The organism is Microbacterium sp. 20-116, from assembly GCF_041079415.1.
Taxonomy (GTDB): Bacteria; Actinomycetota; Actinomycetes; order Actinomycetales; family Microbacteriaceae; genus Microbacterium.
This window is the reverse complement of the sequence record NZ_JBFYGP010000004.1, coordinates 190,764-207,171: the sequence shown is the minus strand read 5'-3', so window position 1 is coordinate 207,171 and position 16,408 is coordinate 190,764. Positions and strand designations below refer to the sequence as shown.

Below are 16,408 nucleotides of genomic sequence, written 5' to 3'. Positions count from 1 at the left end.
ATCACGCGAGCTGGTTGTTCCACATCGACAGGGCGGAACCGATGGCCATGTGCATGTCGAGGTACTGGTAGGTGCCCAGACGCCCACCGAAGTGCACGTCGCGCTCGCCCTTGGTCAGCTCGCGGTAGGCCAGCAGGCCCGCGCGATCGTCGGCGGTGTTGACCGGGTAGTACGGCTCGTCGGCGCGCGTGGCGAAGCGCGAGTACTCGCGCACGACGACCGTCTTGTCGGTCGGGTACCGGTCGGCGCGCTCGGGGTGGAAGTGCTTGAACTCGTGGATGCGCGTGTACGGCACGTCGGCGTCGGCGTAGTTCATCACGCTGGTGCCCTGGAAGTCGCCGATCGGCAGCACCTCCTGCTCGAAGTCGAGCGTGCGCCACGACAGCTCGCCCTCGGCGTAGTCGAAGTAGCGGTCCACGGGCCCGGTGTAGACCACGGGCACCTGGCCGACGGTCGCCTTCTTGTTCAGCGGCTGCGACTCGTCGAAGTAGTCGGTGGAGAGCTTGACGTCGATGTTCGGGTGGTCCGCCATGCGCTCCAGCCACGCGGTGTAGCCGTCGACGGGCAGACCCTCCCACGTGTCGTTGAAGTAGCGGTTGTCGTAGGTGTAGCGAACGGGCAGGCGCGAGATGACCTCGGCGGGCAGGTCCTTCGGATCGGTCTGCCACTGCTTCGCGGTGTAGTCGCGGATGAACGCCTCGTACAGGGGCCGACCGATCAGGGCGATCCCGCGTTCCTCGAGGTTCGCGGCATCCTTCGCATCGAACTCCCCGGCGAGCTCGTGCACGAGCGCGCGTGCCTGGTCGGGGGTGTACGCGGCTTGGAAGAACTGGTTGATGGTGCCGAGGTTGATCGGCAGGGGGAAGACCACATTCTTGTGGGTCGTGTACACGCGGTGCACGTAGTTCGTGAACTGCGTGAAGCGGTTGACGTACTCCCACACCGTCGGGTTGGAGGTGTGGAAGAGGTGAGCACCGTACTGGTGCACCTCGATACCCGTCTCGGGTTCGTCCGCCGAGTAGGCGTTGCCGCCGATGTGGTGACGGCGGTCGATGACCGTGACCTTGCGGCCCGCGGCGGCGGCACGCTCGGCGATGGTGAGGCCGAAGAAGCCGGAACCGACGATGAGGAGGTCCATGAAATGCTGCGTCTTTCGTGTCGAGGGTGGGGGCACGACCCCGCGGGAGACGTCCGCTCGATACTACCCGGGGCGCATCCGAGCCCCCGCGGCCGCGCTCAGCGGCCCCGCAGAGACCGTCCGATACGATGGCGTGTCGAAACGGCCGCGGACGGAGACGGAATTGCATGGGTGACTGGATCAGCGCGATTCCGGCGTACGTCGCGGTCGCTGCCGTCCTGATCATCCCCGGCGCCGCCGTGGTCGTCGCAGGCTGGGGCTGGCGGAGCCCTCAGCGCCTGCTCCTCGCCCCGGCCATCTCGGTCACGATCGCCGCCGCCGCGGCATCCGTCGCTCCCCTCGTGGGTCTGCGGTGGAACCTGATCCCCCTCGCCCTGGTCACGCTCCTGGTCGTCGGCATCGCGCTCGCCCTCCGCCGCTTCGCCGGGGTCGACGCCGCTCCCGCCGCACGCCGGACCGGCCTGGTCGCGCTGCTGTCGCTGGCGGCGACGGCCCTCGTCAGCGCCGTCATGTTCGCTCGCGCGTTCGGCGCTCCCGGCAACATCGCGCAGCGCTTCGACAACATCGTCCACCTGAACGCGATCGCCCTCGGCCTGCGAAATGGCAGTGCTTCGCCGTTCCAGATCGGGTCGACCTCCGACATCGGCTTCTATCCGAACGCCTGGCACGCCCTCACCACCCTCGGCGCCGAGTTGACGGGCGCGAGCGTCCCCGTCGCGGTGAACGGGTCGAACCTGGCGATCGTGTCGATCCTCTGGCCCGCCTCGGTCATGGCTCTCGCCGGAGCATTCTTCGCCCAGCGGCGCACCGCCTATGTCGTCTCCGCCGCGCTGTCGACGGGGTTCGGGGCTTTCCCCGCCCTGTTCTTCAACTGGGGCGTGCTGTACCCCAACCTCGTCGGCTATGCGATGCTCCCCGCGGCCCTCGCGGTCATCGTGACGATGCTGCCAGAGCGCGGCGCGCCCGCCCTGGTGCGCTCGGCTCTCCTCGTCGCCCTGCTGGCCGGCGGGACCTTCCTCGGCCACCCCAACGCGTTCCTGAGTCTGTTGTTCTTCGCCGCCGCCGTCGTGGTCACCACCTTCGCGGTGCGCGCGATCACCGACCGCACCCGCGGAGCTCTTCTCGGGCTGTTGATCTCGGTCGTCGCTTTCGCCGTGGCGATGGCGGGCACCGTCGCGGTCTTCCGCACGGGGGCCGAGCACTCGGGCTGGGCCCCGTGGCAGCAGCTGTCGCAGTCGCTCGGCGAGGGTCTGTTCGCCGCGCCCCGCGGGTTCACCCCGACCGTGGTCGCATCCCTGCTGCTGATCGCCGGTTTCGTCGCCGTCGCCCGTCGCCCGCGCCTGCTGACGGTGCTGGCTCCCTTCGCCGTAGCGGTGACGCTCTTCGCCGTGGCCTCGGGGCTGCGCATCGACAGCCCCCTTCGTCAGCTGCTCACCAACCCCTGGTACAACGACTCGAACCGGCTCGCCGCGCTCCTGCCGCTGGTGGCCATCCCCGTCGCTACCCTCGGCGCTCTCGCGATCGTCGATCTCGTCCGAGCGGGGGTTCGCGGTCGACGCGTGCCGGGATGGCTCCACGTCGGCGCCGTCGTCGTCGGTGTCGCCGCCGTGTTCTCGGTGGCCGTCGGCCCGAACGTCCGCATCGCGCTCAGCCAGGTGCACGAGGCGTACGCCTACACCGACAGCTCCCTGATCCTGTCGTCCGACGAAGAGGCCCTGCTCGAACGCCTCGACGACGAGACGCCGCCCGACGCCCTCATCGCCGGGAGCCCCCGGACGGGTGCCTCTCTTGCTCTCGCCTTCGCCGACCGCCAGGTGACCCAGAAGCACGTCTTCGGCAACCCCTCCCCCGAACTGCTCTTCCTCAACACACACCTCCGCGACATCGACTCCGACCCGGCCGTGTGCCGCGCGGTCGACGAACTCGGCATCGACTACGTGCTCGACTTCGGCACCCAGGACGTCATCGATCCGGCGGGCGCGGCGGCATACAACGGCATCCAGGACCTCACTGCCGGCACGCGCCTCGTGCTCGTGGACTCCCAGGGTCCCGCCGCGCGGCTTTTCCGCATCGAGGGGTGCTGACGTGTCGCGCTCCTCGACCGTGGCGGTCGCCTACGACTGCCTGTTCCCGTACTCCACGGGCGGCGGCGAGCGACAGTACCGTGCCTTCGCCGACGAGCTGGGCCGCACGGGCCTCGACGTCGACTACCTGACCGCCGTGCAGTGGGATGCCGCGACCCCGGGGGAAGAGCACTTCCGCGTCGTGCCGGTCGCCGGCCGTCTCTCGCTCTACTCCGCCGATGGGGTCCGCCGCATCCCCGCCGCGCTGCGCTATGCGGCGGGACTGTTCGGCGCACTCCTGCGCCGCCGCCGCCGTTACGCGGCCGTCATCGTCAGCGGCCTGCCCATCTTCAATGTATTCGCGGCTCGACTCGCCCTGCTCGGCTCCGGGACGCGCCTCGTGGTGGACTACCTCGAGGTGTGGCACCGCCGTCAGTGGATCGAGTACTCGGGCGTCGTCACCGGCACGATCGCCTGGGTCCTGCAGCGCGCCGCCATCGCGATCACCCCGCTGGCCACCTGCCACTCCCAGCTCTCCGCCACGCGTCTTCGTCGTGAGGGGCTGCGTCATGCGCCCCTCGTCAGCCCCGGGCTCATCGATGGCGCCGCCGAGGTGACTCCCCCCTCGTCGGCCGCGACTCCGCCGTACGTGCTGTACGTCGGCCGCCACATCCCCGACAAGCGCGTCGAGGTGCTCCCCGCCGCCGTCGCGGCGGCGCGCGAGAACCTCCCCGACCTCCACCTGGTCGTGCTGGGCACCGGGCCCAGCTCCGAGGCGGTGCGCGCCGAGGTGCGACGCGTCGGCGGCGAGGACTGGACCGACTTTCCGGGCTTCGTGTCGGATGCCGAACTCGAGACGCTCCTGCACGGCGCGCTCGCCCTGGCCAATCCCTCACGCCGCGAGGGGTACGGCCTCGTCGTCGTCGAGGCCAACGCCCATGGCACGCCCGTGATCCTCGTCGCCGACGAAGGCAACGCCGCGACGGAACTCATCGACGACGGCGTCAACGGCGTCGTCTCCCCCACCACCCGCCCCGCCGATCTCGCCCGGGCCATCCGGGACGTCGCCGCCGGCGGTGACGACCTGCGCCGCACCTCGCGCGCCTGGTATGACACCGCCGTCGGCACACGCACCATCCGCCGAACCGTGGACGGGATCCGCGCAGCCCTCGCGCTGCCCGCACCGACCGCGGTGAAGACGAAAGAAGACACCCCGTGACCACTCCCGCACCGTCCGACGTCGAATTGACGATCCTCATGCCGTGCCTCAACGAGGTCGAGACGCTGGAGGTCTGCATCCGCAAGGCGCAGGGCTTCCTCGAGCGCAGCGGCATCCGGGGCGAGGTCCTGATCTCCGACAACGGCAGCACCGACGGCTCGCAGGCCCTCGCCGAGGGTCTCGGCGCGCGCGTCTCGCACGCCCCGCGTCGCGGATACGGCGCCGCTCTCATCAACGGCATCGAGACGGCCCGCGGCCGGTACATCATCATGGCCGACGCCGACGACAGCTACGACTTCGAGAACCTCGAGCCCTTCGTCGAGCGCCTGCGCGCCGGCGCCGACCTCGTCATGGGCAATCGTTTCCGCGGGGGTATCGAGCCGGGCGCCATGCCCCCGCTGCACAAGTACCTCGGAAACCCGGTGCTCTCGTTCATCGGTGAGCTGTTCTTCAAGCCCGGCATCCGCGACTTCCACTGCGGCCTGCGCGGATTCAACCGCGCCCGTATCCGCGAGCTCGACCTGCAGACCACCGGCATGGAGTTCGCCTCCGAGATGGTCGTGCGCGCCTCGCTCGCCCGCTTCCGCATCGAAGAGGTGCCCACGACCCTCAAGAAAGACGGTCGCTCGCGCCCGCCGCACCTGCGCAGCTGGCATGACGGGTGGCGTCACCTGCGCTTCCTCCTGCTGTTCGCTCCGCGCTGGCTCTTCGTCTACCCGGGCCTCGTGGCCTTCTTCTTCGGCGCCATCGCGGTCGGCGTGCTGTCGTTCGGTGGTGTCCGCATCGGCGACGTGGGCTTCGACGTGACGACCATGGTCTACGCGAGCGCGCTGTGCGTGATCGGGTTCCAGTCCCTGCTGTTCTTCTGGTTGACCAAGCTCTATGCCACGCAAGAGGGGTTCCTCCCCACCAGCGAGAGATACCGGCGCATCGTGGCGAAGTGGTCGGCCGAGCGCGGTCTGCTGATCGGTGTGGGCCTGTTCTTCCTCGGCATCGTCATCGGCATCGTGCAGGTGGCTCTGTGGGGGAACCTCGACTTCGGGGCGCAGAACGCCGCCCAGGCCGTGCGCATCGCCGTCCCCAGCGCGCTGTTGATCATCCTCGGCTTCCAGACCGCGATGATGAGCTTCTTCTCGGGCGTGCTGACCACGCCCCGGCGCGAGCAGCGCCCCGAAGCCGTCATCGAGAGCTGATGGCCGAGCGCCGCATCCTCGTCGACCTCCTCGGGTTCACCGGCTCACGCGGGGGCACCGAGACCTACGTCCGCGAACTGCTGCCGCGTATCGCCGGTCTTCTGCCGGAGACGCGCTTCGCCGCGGTGACCGGTCGTGCCGGCACCGACCGCGTGTCGGCCTTCTTCCCCGGCCACGTGCAGACGGTGCCGTGGGTGGGCTCCGGCCCGGCGACGTGGGCCCTCGGCGCGGTCACGTCGACCGACCTGCTCGCGCGGCGGGGCCGGGCCGACCTGGTGTGGGCACCGGCCAACTTCGGGCCCGTCTTCCGCGGCGTCAAGCGCGTGGTCACCGTGCACGACGCGATCTACGACGAGGTGCCCGGCGGCCTCGCCCAGCGCGCGCAGCGCGCGGTGACGTCGACCCTCATGCGTCGTTCGGCGCAGACCGCCGACCGCGTGATCACGGTGTCGCACGCGGCGGCTCACAGCATCGAGCGCTTTCTCGGCGTTCCCGCCGGTCTCATCTCGGTGGTGCACAACGGCAGCTCCGAACCGCGACCCGTCGCCGAGCCCGACGGCATCCTGTCGCCCTTCGCGCTGCCGGCGGGCCGACCCCTCGTGCTGAGCGTCGGCAACCGCATGCCGCACAAGAACTTCCCGGGGCTGCTCGCCGCTCTCGCGACCATCCCCCCCGCCGATCGACCCGTGACGGTCATCGCGGGCAGCCGCCTGCCCGATCCGCTCGCCGGCGACGTGACGCGGCTGGGCCTCGAGCGCGACGTGATCCTGCCCGGCTGGGTCAGCGACGAGCAGCTCGAGGCGCTCTACCAAGCCGCCGCTCTCTACGTCTGCCCCTCCCTCGCCGAGGGCTTCGGCCTCCCCGTCGTCGACGCACTGCGCCGGCGGGTTCCCGTCCTCGCCCACGATGTCCCCGTCCTGCGGGAGGTCGGCGGCGACGCGGCTCACTACGCCGATGCGACGGATGCCAACGCCTTCGGCGCCGCGATCACGGCGGCGTTGCGGACTCCCGCCGACGACGCCGCACGGTCCGAGGCCCAGCGGTGGGCGTCGCGCTTCACCTGGGACGCCGCGGCCGAGGCGACGGCGCGAGTGCTCGACAAGGTGCTATCGGAGCGCGGCCGGTGAAGGTCCTTCTCGCTCGTCTGATCGGCTTCGGCACCGCGCCGATGATCGTCGCCGTCGTGCCGCTGCTGGTGCTGCCCATTGCGGCGCGTATCCAGGGAGCCGACGGGTGGGCGGCGATCGGCACCGGCCAGGCGCTGGGAAGCCTCCTCGCGATGATCTCGAGCTACGGCTGGAACGTCGCCGGTGGAGCCCGCATCGCCATGGCGGAGCACGACGACGCGCGGCGCGAGGTTTACGCACACAGCTTCTGGTCGCGTCTGGCCGTCTTCGCCGTCGTGGGCGGGGTGACGGCGTGGATCGCCGCAGCCCTTGTCGGCGGAGCGTTCGGCGGAGTCGCTGCACTCGTCGTACTGGCGACGGGTCTGACCGGCCTCACCATGTCGTGGTACGCCGTGGGCACGGGTCGCGCGCGGATGGTGTTGTGGTACGAGGCGATCCCGATGGCGGTCTTCACTGCGGGAAGCGCCCTGGTGATGCAGCTCACCGGCCAGATCGTGGCGTATCCGCTTTTGATGATCGCCGGCACCCTCGTCGGACTCGCCGCCCTCCACGTGCATCTGTTCGGCCGGGTCATCCCCCCGTTCCACCTGGCCGGCATCGGCCGGAGCTTCCGACAGAACCTTCCTCTCGCGAGCGCGGACGGCTTGGGGGGCAGCTACACGACCGCCCCCGTGCCGATCACCCAGGGGCTGGTGGGGACACAGGCAGCCGCCGAGCTCACCTCAGCCGACAAGCTTTATCGCGTCGGCCTGACCGCGATCCTCATCGTCGGCAACACCCTGCAGAAATGGGTCCTCGAGGCCTCGTGGGAGCAGGGCCGGACGCGGCGGCACCTCGTGGCGCTCGCGCTGCACTTCGTCGTGGGGATCGTGGGCCTGCTGGTGCTGATCCTTCTCGGCCCCTGGCTGACGGCGGCGTTTCTCGGATCGGCGGTCGCGCCTCCCCCGTCGATGTTCCCGGCCTACGGGGTGACATACCTCATCATCTCGCTGACGACGCCGCTCATCCGCAACGTTCTCGTCCCCGCGAATCGGAACCGCGTCGTCCTCGCCGCGATCATCTCGTCGGCGTGCGTCGGACTGCCCGTCATGGTGCTGCTGGGGGCCACCGTCGGAACGACCGCGGTGGTGTGGGGGTTGGCCGCGTCGGAGGTCGTCGTGCTCACCATCGTCGGTATCGCGGCGACGAAGGAGATCCTCAGCCAGCGAGCGCTCGTCGCTCACACCTGAGACGGTGCCCGCCGGGGCTCAGCGCTCGGAACGCCGCCCGCCGGTGAGATTCCATGCCACGCCACCGACGAGATAGACCGCGGCCGTGCGCGGGCTGATCTCGCCGCGTCGCACCGCGGCGGCCACCGTCCGCAGCGTGCGCCCTGCCCGTCGATGCCCCCCGAACGCGGCCGCGAGTCGCTGCGCCCGTTCTCCGTCAACGCGCGCGGCCAGCGTGTCGACCATCGCCTTCGCCCATCCCGCGTTCACGACGTACACCGACCTCGCGACCGCGCGAAGACCGCGCGTGCCGGTCTCGGCCCGCAGGGCGTCGCGCCGACGCCGCAGCGTCTGACGCCAGCCGAGTCGAGCTGCATCCGCCTCACCGAGCACGTTCGAGGAATGCTGGACGTAGTCCTGCACGACTCGATCGACCACGTCGATGCCCCCCGCGACCGCCGCGCAGACGGCGAGCCAGTGGTCGTGTACCTGAGCGGGTCCGGGATAGCGCGGGAACGGCAGTGCGGTCTTCAGGAGCGATCCGCGGAAGACGCAGAGCGCCCCCGAGAACTGGTTCTCGAGGACAAGGGCTGGAGCGGACACCGATCGTCGATGAGTGGTTGCCGCCACGACGACGCCTTCGGGATAAGTCACCACGCGCGCTTGGCCACTGACCAGAGCCGCTCGGTCGAGGTGCGAGACGAGGACGGCGAGCTTGTCCGGCATCCATTCGTCGTCTTGATCGCTCAGGGCGACCCAGGGCGCGTCGACGGGGACTTCGGCGAGCCCGCGCTCGAAGTTGGCGTAGAAGCCGACGCGCTCGTCGAAGCCCACCACCTCGAAACGATCGTCGTCGCCGATCGCTTGGCGCACCATAGCCCGCACATCGTCGGCGCCGCCGTCGGCGACGATGACGCAGTGGAAGTCGGAGAGTGTCTGCTCCTGGATCGAGCGGAGCTGACGAGTGAACAGCGCCTCGGGCGGCTGGTACGCCGCGAGGACGACGTAGCCGGGGGCGGGGGCGGTTTCGAATGCAGTCATGGCGAGGGCGTCGGGGAGACCTGTCCATGCTATCGATCGCCGTCGCCGAAAGCGTCCGACGCTAAACTGGGCGTCCCGTCCTCGTCGGCGTCGCAGCGTACCTCTCGCGGATGCGCACGAAGGCCGGAGGCTCGCCCCCCATCGGAAGGCCGACCGCGAATGACTGCTGCTCCCGAGGTCGATCTCGTCATCCCGGTCCACGGTGGGTGGGAGTTCGTGCAATCGTGCATTCGAGCTGCTCTCGCCCAAAGTGTCCCGGCGCGCGTCATCGTGGTCGACGACCTGTCCCCCGACGACACCGCTGATCGGGTCAGCGTCGAGTTCCCCGACGTGACCCTTATCCGCAATGAGGTGAACCTCGGGTTCGCCCGCACGTGCAACGTCGGAATGGCAGCGGGTCAGGGTCGCCTCGTCATGCTGGTGAACAGCGACGTCGTCCTCGAACCCGACGCCGTCGCGGCGGCTCTTCGCGCGCTCCCCGACGACCCGTCGTCTCGCATCGGAAGCGCCGCGACCCTTCTGCTCGCCCCCGACGGCACCGTCGACTCCTATGGCATCGTGGCCGACGTGACGGGGGCGGGTTTCGTCCGTTTCCACGGCGCCGAGCCTTCACGAGCGGATGCCGAGCACCCGCCCGTGCTCGGACCCTACGGCGCCGTGGCCGTCTACCGTCGCGCAGCCCTCGAGGAGGTGGGCCTGTTCGACACGAACATCTTCATGTACGGCGAAGAGCTCGACCTCGCCTTCCGCCTGCGGGTGGCCGGGTGGTCGTGCGTCGCAATCCCCGAACCCTTGGGAACGCACCTGGGTGGGGCCAGCGCGGGCAAGGAGTCGGTGCGTCAGCGCCGTCTGTCCGGGTTCGCGCGCGGATACCTGCTGCGCAAGTACGGCGTCCTGCGCTCGCGGTGGGGCCTGCGGGCGCTCCTCGTCGAGGTGATCGTCACGGGCGCTCGGCTCGTGCTGCGTCGCGACGCCGTGTCGCTTGCCGGGCGGTGGGAGGGGTGGCGCCGGGGGGCGTTGGCACCCCGTGTCGCCCTACCGCTCGACGCGATCGACGAAACTATCGGCCTGCGAACGTCGATGAAGATGCGCAGCAACGGTTACTGGGCGGCCCGGGACTGATCGAGTCGCACTGGACGGGGTCGCTCCGCACTCGGGACGCGGGGCAGGGTGTGACAACATGAAAGCGTGAGGGGCATCATTCTCGCTGGCGGCTCCGACTGACCATCCTGGACAAGGGTGAGTTCGGTGAGATTCACCTCATCGGCGCCGACGGTGAGAAGGACAACAAGAGCGTCATCGAGCTGGTTCTGAAGATCACGGGTCAGCCGAAAGACGCCTACGACCTCGTCACCGATCGCGCCGGTCACGACATGCGCTACGCGATCGATTCGACCAAGCTGCGCGCAGAACTCGGCTGAACCCTTACATACGGGGACTTCGAATCTGGACTCTCCGCCACCATCGACTGGCACCACGACAATGAGTCGTGGTGGGCACCCGCCAAGGACGGCGTCGGAACCTTCTACGCCAGCAAGGGGCAGTGACCTCGATGTCGATGGCCTTATCAACATGCTCGGCCTGGCCGAGCGCCTCCGGGTGCCGATCCTGCTGGCCTCTACGTCCGAGGCCTACGCACGGTGGAGTACTTCCGCCGGGTTCTCGCCTCCTGAATTGTGGCGACGGTTCGGAGCCGTCATCACAAGGGTTTTGCCCCGCACGCAGTCTTCACACCCGGGCAGGCACGTGGGCAGCTGCAGACCAAGCGCACGTCCGACGTCTGCGGCGGAGCGATGCCACCGCTGATGGGTCCGCGGGTCAGTTCTGCGACACGCTCGCGATCGCGTGCACCATTCCTGACTGTCGGAATTCGCTGGGAACGAAGAACATCGTGCCCTGGAACAGCACTGACCACGGGGTGTCCCACGCGTCCGCGATCTCGCAGTTGATGAAGTACTGCCCACCCGCGAGCGGGAGAGACCCGATCTTGTACCGGATCGTCGAGGTTCCCACGGGTGAGGGACGGTGAACGGTCTTCATCCGGCGGGTGCCGGTGCCGAAAACCTGGTGGCCCTGTGGAGTCTCGATGCTGATGCTCGAATTCCATTCACCGACGGACGCCTCAAACTCGACGTCGAGCTCGACGGTCACCGAGTCACCCGGTTCGATTAGATCGACGACAGAATCCGACGCGTCCAAGACGCGGACGGCCGTGACTTTCGCGGGCGCGGGGGTGACGGTCTGGATAGTGCCGTCTTCAGCGGCGTCCTCCTCTGCGCGCACCTCGCGGCGACGCCCCTCCAGAATCTCACGGTGGACCTTCGTCGCCTCGCCCACGGAGCCGGAGAAGGCCACCTTGCCGTGACTCAGGACTACCGCGACATCGCAGACTTCGGCGACCTGCTCGGGCGAATGGGAGACGAGGATGATGGTGCGACCCTCGCGCTGGAACTGACGGATCTTGTCCATGCACTTCCGCTGGAAGACTTCATCGCCCACCGCAAGCACCTCATCGACGAGAAGAATGTCGGGGTCCGTGTGGATCGCCACCGAGAACGCCAGACGCACGTACATCCCCGAAGAGTAGAACTTCACCTGGGTATCGATGAACTCGCTGATCTCCGAGAAAGCGACGATGCTGTCGAAACGCTCATCGGTCTCTTCCTTCGACATACCGAGGATGGCGGCGTTCAGGTAGATGTTGTCTCTCCCCGTGAGGTCCGGGTGGAATCCTGCGCCCAGCTCGAGCAACGCGGCGAGACGCCCACGACGCATGATGCGCCCTTCGCTGGGATCGATGATCCCGCCGATGAGTTTGAGAAGCGTACTCTTGCCCGAGCCGTTGCTGCCCATCAAGCCGATGGAGCTGCCGGCGCGGATCGCGAAAGACACACCCTTCAACGCTTCGAATCTCTCCTCGTGCACGCGTCCTCGCTTGCCGAGGGTGACGACGCGCTCCTTGAGCGAGTTGTCCTTTCGAATGGTGAAGGACTTGGACACCTGGTCCACGACGACCACTTCGGGCATATCGACCGTCTTGACGTTCTCGATACTCATGTCACAGCTCCTGGGCGAAGTTGCCCTGCAGGCGAGCGAAAACACGCTGACACACCCACAGCAGCAAGATCCCGGCGAGGGTTGCGATCGCCATGCGCATCGCCATCTGCGGGGGGTAGTCGGCGGGACTCCCGGCCGTCCAGAACGCCCGATGGAAGCCGAGGACCGCCAAGGTGAGGGGGTTGTTCGTATAGACCTCCAGGACCCACGCCGGGAGGTTGTATCGGGTCATGACGTCATTCACCATGTTCCAGCCGTAGACGATAGGCGCGGCCCAGAGCGACAGCATCAGAACGATCTGCGTCAGGTACTGCACGTCTCGCAGGTAGACATTGAGCGCCGACAGCAGGATGCCGAATGATCCGGCGAACAATACGACCAGAAGAATGGACGGAATCGCATAGACGATCTCCCAGCCGAGCGGCGGCGCTCCGAGCACGAAGCACGCCACGACGAGGACGACCATCTGCACACCCGACGTGAACAGCGCCGACCCCACACTCGCCAGTGGAAAGATCTCGCGCGGAACGTAGACCTTCTTCACCAATCCGCTGTTGGCCACGATGGAGCCGGTGGACGCCGAGAGCGTTTCGGAGTACAGAGCGTAGATCGTCAGACCGGAGAAGACGTAGATGGCGAAGTCGGGGAGCCCGCGCGCGGCCCCCAGGATCTCTCCCATCACCAGGTAATACACGCACAGCTGGACGATGGGGTTGATCAGGGTCCAGAGCAGACCCAACGCGCTGTCTTTGTACCGGGCCTTGATGTCGCGCCGCACGAGGAGGGCGAGGAGCTCCCTGTGGGAGAAGACCGCCCGGAACGAACTCCACGTGCCAAGGAATGATGTTCCTCCGCCGCCCGTCTGAACGAGGGATTCGCGAGAGAGCCGCTCGAAGCGCGCCCGGGCAATGTCCGTCAAAGTAGTACTCAGGCTTTCGTCACTCGGAACTGAGGAGCCTCAGTATATGCGGCGCTCACTGGGAGGCCCCGGGGAGCGACGTCCTCCCTCCTGCACGCGCGACTCGGGCGCACAGCTCGAGGATCCCGGTGTGCAAAGATCACCGTGTGAAGGGAATCATTCTTGCCGGCGGTTCGGGGACACGGCTGCATCCGATCACTCTCGGGGTCTCGAAACAGCTCATCCCCGTTTACGACAAGCCGATGGTCTACTATCCGCTGTCGACGCTCATGCTGGCCGGCATCCGGGACATCCTTGTCATCACGACCCCCCACGACCGCCCGTTCTTCGAACGCCTCCTCGGAGACGGTTCTCGCTTCGGCGTGAACATCTCCTTCGCGCAGCAGCCGTCGCCGGACGGACTCGCCCAAGCGTTCACGATCGGCGCGGATTTCATCGGCGACGACAAGGTCGCCCTCGTCTTGGGAGACAACCTCCTGTACGGACCGGGGCTCGGGACGCAGCTCAAACGGTACTCCGACGTCGAGGGCGGAGCGGTGTTCGCCTACTGGGTGTCCGAGCCCACGGCCTACGGCGTCGTGGAGTTCGACGACACCGGCCGCGTGGTGTCCCTGGAAGAAAAGCCCGCGCGGCCCCGCAGCAACTACGCGGTGCCCGGCCTGTACTTCTATGACAATGACGTGGTCGAGATCGCTCGCGGGCTCGCTCCGTCACCGCGCGGCGAGTACGAGATCACCGACGTGAACAGGGCGTACCTCGACGCCGGCAAGCTCCGTGTCGAGGTGCTTCCCCGCGGGACCGCGTGGCTAGACACCGGCACCTTCGACCAGATGACGGATGCGGCCGACTACGTGCGCACGATCGAGCGACGCACGGGCATGCGTATCGGTGTACCCGAAGAGGTGGCGTGGCGGCAAGGATTCCTCACCGATGACGATTTGCGCGAACGTGCGCAGTCGTTGGTGAAGTCGGGCTACGGCGGGTACCTGCTCGAACTTTTGGAAAGAGGGCGTTGAACATGCATCTCCTCGTCACCGGCGGCGCCGGTTTCATCGGCTCCAACTTCGTACACCACGTCGTGGCGCACACCGACCACCGGGTCACAGTCCTCGACAAGATGACCTACGCGGGCAACCGCGCCTCGCTCGCCGGTCTGCCCGAGGACCGGGTGAGCCTCGTCGAAGGCGACATCGCGGATGCGGAGCTCGTCGATCGGCTCTTCGCCGAGACCGACACCGTGGTGCACTACGCCGCCGAGTCGCACAACGACAACTCCCTGCACGACCCCCGCCCGTTCCTGGACACGAACATCATCGGCACGTACACCCTGCTCGAGGCGGCCCGCCGGTACGACCGCAGGTTCCACCACATCTCCACCGACGAGGTGTACGGCGACCTCGAACTCGACGACCCCGCGCGGTTCACCGAGAGCACTCCCTACAACCCCTCGTCGCCGTACTCGTCCACGAAGGCCGGCTCCGACCTCCTCGTCCGGGCGTGGGTACGCTCCTTCGGCGTACGGGCCACGATCTCCAACTGCTCAAACAACTACGGCCCGTACCAGCACGTCGAGAAGTTCATCCCTCGCCAGATCACCAACGTCTTGCGCGGCGTTCGGCCGAAGCTCTACGGCGCCGGCGAGAATGTCCGCGACTGGATCCACGCCGACGATCACTCGTCCGCCGTCCTCACGATCCTGGACAAGGGCGAGATCGGCGAGACCTACCTCATCGGCGCCGACGGTGAGAAGAACAACAAGGATGTCGTCGAGCTGATCCTGACCCTCATGGGCGAGCCCGCCGACGCGTACGACCACGTCACGGACCGAGCCGGCCACGACCTTCGATACGCGATCGACTCCACCAAATTGCGCACGGAGCTCGGCTGGCACCCCGCCTACGGCGACTTCGAGGCCGGGCTGGCGGCGACCATCGACTGGTACCGCGCCAACGAGTCGTGGTGGACACCCGCGAAGGACGGCGTCGAAGCCTTCTACGCCAGCAAGGGCCAGTGATGGCCGCCACCTTCGGCAAGCAGTTGAGCGTGACATCGACCAACATCCCGGGTCTCGTCGTCTTCGATCTCCCGGTCCACGGCGACAGTCGCGGGTGGTTCAAGGAGAACTGGCAGCGCGAGAAGATGAGCGCTCTGGGTCTGCCCGACTTCGGCCCCGTCCAGAACAACGTCTCGTTCAACGACGCCGTCGGCACCACCCGCGGCATCCACGCCGAACCCTGGGACAAGTGGGTCTCCGTCGCTACGGGCCGGATCTTCGGTGCGTGGGTGGACCTTCGCGAGGGACCGTCGTTCGGCGAGGTCTTCACCACCGAACTCGACCCGTCGCGAGCCATCTTCGTTCCGCGCGGGGTCGGTAACTCATACCAGACACTCGAGCCCGATACGGCGTACACCTACCTCGTCAACGACCACTGGTCACCCCGCGCCGAGTACTCGTTCCTGAACCTCGCCGACGAGACCTCGGCGATCAACTGGCCGATACCCCTCGCCGACGCGGAGATCTCCGTCAAGGACCTCGCCCACCCGCGTCTGCGCGACGTGACGCCCATTCCCCCGCGAAAGATCCTCGTCGTCGGTGCATCCGGTCAGCTCGGCCTCGCCCTCCAGCAGGAATTCGCCGGGTTGTCGCATGTCGAGTACGCGACTCGAACGGACCTGGACCTCAACGCCCCCGACATCGACGGCGCTCGCCGCTGGCGAGACTATGGCGTGATCATCAATGCCGCCGCCCACACCGCCGTCGACACCGCCGAAACGCCCGACGGTCGTCGTGCCGCGTGGGCCGCCAATGTGACCGGAGTCGCGGCCCTCTCCCGGATCGCGACCGCAAACGGCCTCACCCTGGTCCACGTCTCCAGCGATTACGTCTTCGACGGCGCCATCGATCGGCCCTACCGTGAGGACGACCCCGTGTGCCCCCTCGGCGTGTACGGACAGACCAAGGCGGCGGGTGATGCGCTCGTCTCGACGGTGCCTCGGCACTACATCGTCCGGACCTCGTGGGTGATCGGCGAGGGCAAGAACTTCGTCCGCACGATGGCAGCTTTGGCCGACCGAGGCGTCGATCCGCGTGTCGTAGACGATCAGGTGGGGCGCTTGACCTTCACCGGTGACATCGCGGCCGGTATCCGCCATCTCATCGAGAGCGACGCGCCCCATGGCGTGTACAACCTCACGGGAAGCGGCGAGCCGATGTCGTGGGCCGAGGTAGCTCGCCGGGTATTCGACCTCACTGGTCACGACAGCGCACGGGTCACGGGCGTCTCCACCGACGACTACTTCGCCGCCGCCACCGCCCCGGTGGCCCCCCGCCCGCGTCGCAGCGTGTTGGATTTGTCCAAACTCGAGGCCACGGGCTTCCGGACGACACCGGCTGCCGACTCTCTCGCGACGCTGCTCGGAGTCTGACCCCGTCGGCGGGCACG

The 16,408-nt window shown here is 67.9% G+C and carries 13 protein-coding genes and 1 pseudogene; 10 read left to right on the top strand and 4 right to left on the bottom strand.

Translation table 11 applies throughout. The features are described 5' to 3' along the window. Nucleotide 1 precedes the first annotated feature (1 nt). Nucleotides 2-1,138 carry a UDP-galactopyranose mutase gene (glf, locus tag AB6V29_RS10185; RefSeq protein ID WP_267786378.1) on the bottom strand — a complete coding sequence of 379 codons (1,137 nt, stop codon included), beginning with the start codon at nt 1,136-1,138 and terminating at the stop codon, nt 2-4. A gap of 167 nt (nt 1,139-1,305) precedes the next feature. Here glf and AB6V29_RS10180 point away from each other — a divergent pair, with 167 nt between their 5' ends. From AB6V29_RS10180 to AB6V29_RS10160, 5 genes are read left to right on the top strand one after another with little or no spacing between them, the layout of a single operon-like run. Next, nucleotides 1,306-3,222: a DUF6541 family protein gene (locus AB6V29_RS10180; protein ID WP_369358431.1), complete on the top strand. Its 1,917-nt coding sequence runs from the start codon at nt 1,306-1,308 to the stop codon at nt 3,220-3,222. Between the two features lies 1 nt (nt 3,223). Then, complete coding sequence (locus AB6V29_RS10175; protein ID WP_369358429.1) at nt 3,224-4,420, top strand: glycosyltransferase family 4 protein; 1,197 nt, start codon at nt 3,224-3,226, stop codon at nt 4,418-4,420. Next, on the top strand, nt 4,417-5,613 hold the full coding sequence (locus AB6V29_RS10170; protein WP_369358428.1) for a glycosyltransferase family 2 protein: 1,197 nt from the start codon (nt 4,417-4,419) through the stop codon (nt 5,611-5,613). Before AB6V29_RS10175 ends, AB6V29_RS10170 begins: the two co-directional genes overlap by 4 nt. Beyond that, on the top strand, nt 5,613-6,740 hold the full coding sequence (locus AB6V29_RS10165; protein ID WP_369358427.1) for a glycosyltransferase family 4 protein: 1,128 nt from the start codon (nt 5,613-5,615) through the stop codon (nt 6,738-6,740). Before AB6V29_RS10170 ends, AB6V29_RS10165 begins: the two co-directional genes overlap by 1 nt. Then, on the top strand, nt 6,737-7,969 hold the full coding sequence (locus AB6V29_RS10160) for a lipopolysaccharide biosynthesis protein (RefSeq protein WP_369358425.1): 1,233 nt from the start codon (nt 6,737-6,739) through the stop codon (nt 7,967-7,969). The genes AB6V29_RS10165 and AB6V29_RS10160 overlap by 4 nt, the downstream gene beginning before the upstream one ends. 18 nt (nt 7,970-7,987) lie before the next feature. On the opposite strand, the gene AB6V29_RS10155 is transcribed toward AB6V29_RS10160, so the two are convergent. Further along, the gene (locus AB6V29_RS10155) at nt 7,988-8,989 is read right to left on the bottom strand and encodes a glycosyltransferase (RefSeq protein WP_369358423.1); all 1,002 of its coding nucleotides are present in this window, start codon (nt 8,987-8,989) and stop codon (nt 7,988-7,990) included. A 159-nt stretch (nt 8,990-9,148) separates the two neighbouring features. On the opposite strand from AB6V29_RS10155, the gene AB6V29_RS10150 reads away from it, so the two are divergent. Then, a complete protein-coding gene (locus AB6V29_RS10150; protein ID WP_369358421.1) occupies nt 9,149-10,111 on the top strand; it encodes a glycosyltransferase family 2 protein in 963 nt (320 codons plus the stop codon). Between the two features lie 98 nt (nt 10,112-10,209). Further along, nucleotides 10,210-10,536 (top strand): annotated as a pseudogene (locus tag AB6V29_RS10145) (dTDP-glucose 4,6-dehydratase); the annotation flags it as partial. Between the two features lie 271 nt (nt 10,537-10,807). On the opposite strand, the gene AB6V29_RS10140 reads toward AB6V29_RS10145, so the two are convergent. After that, complete coding sequence (locus AB6V29_RS10140) at nt 10,808-12,091, bottom strand: ABC transporter ATP-binding protein (RefSeq protein ID WP_369358419.1); 1,284 nt, start codon at nt 12,089-12,091, stop codon at nt 10,808-10,810. Next, nucleotides 12,048-12,965, bottom strand: coding sequence for an ABC transporter permease (locus AB6V29_RS10135; RefSeq protein ID WP_369358417.1), 918 nt, complete (start codon nt 12,963-12,965; stop codon nt 12,048-12,050). The genes AB6V29_RS10140 and AB6V29_RS10135 overlap by 44 nt, the downstream gene beginning before the upstream one ends. 146 nt (nt 12,966-13,111) lie before the next feature. Between AB6V29_RS10135 and rfbA the strand changes: the two genes are divergently transcribed. Genes rfbA through AB6V29_RS10120 form a run of 3 tightly spaced genes read left to right on the top strand, consistent with a single transcriptional unit; the run spans nt 13,112 to nt 16,391 of the window. Further along, nucleotides 13,112-13,981 (top strand): glucose-1-phosphate thymidylyltransferase RfbA, encoded by an 870-nt coding sequence (gene rfbA, locus AB6V29_RS10130; RefSeq protein ID WP_369358416.1) that lies wholly within the window; start codon nt 13,112-13,114, stop codon nt 13,979-13,981. A 2-nt stretch (nt 13,982-13,983) separates the two neighbouring features. After that, entirely contained in the window at nt 13,984-14,979 is a 996-nt protein-coding gene (gene rfbB, locus AB6V29_RS10125; RefSeq protein WP_369358415.1) for a dTDP-glucose 4,6-dehydratase, read from the top strand. Next, nucleotides 14,979-16,391 carry a sugar nucleotide-binding protein gene (locus AB6V29_RS10120; RefSeq protein WP_369358413.1) on the top strand — a complete coding sequence of 471 codons (1,413 nt, stop codon included), beginning with the start codon at nt 14,979-14,981 and terminating at the stop codon, nt 16,389-16,391. Before rfbB ends, AB6V29_RS10120 begins: the two co-directional genes overlap by 1 nt. Nucleotides 16,392-16,408 lie beyond the last annotated feature (17 nt).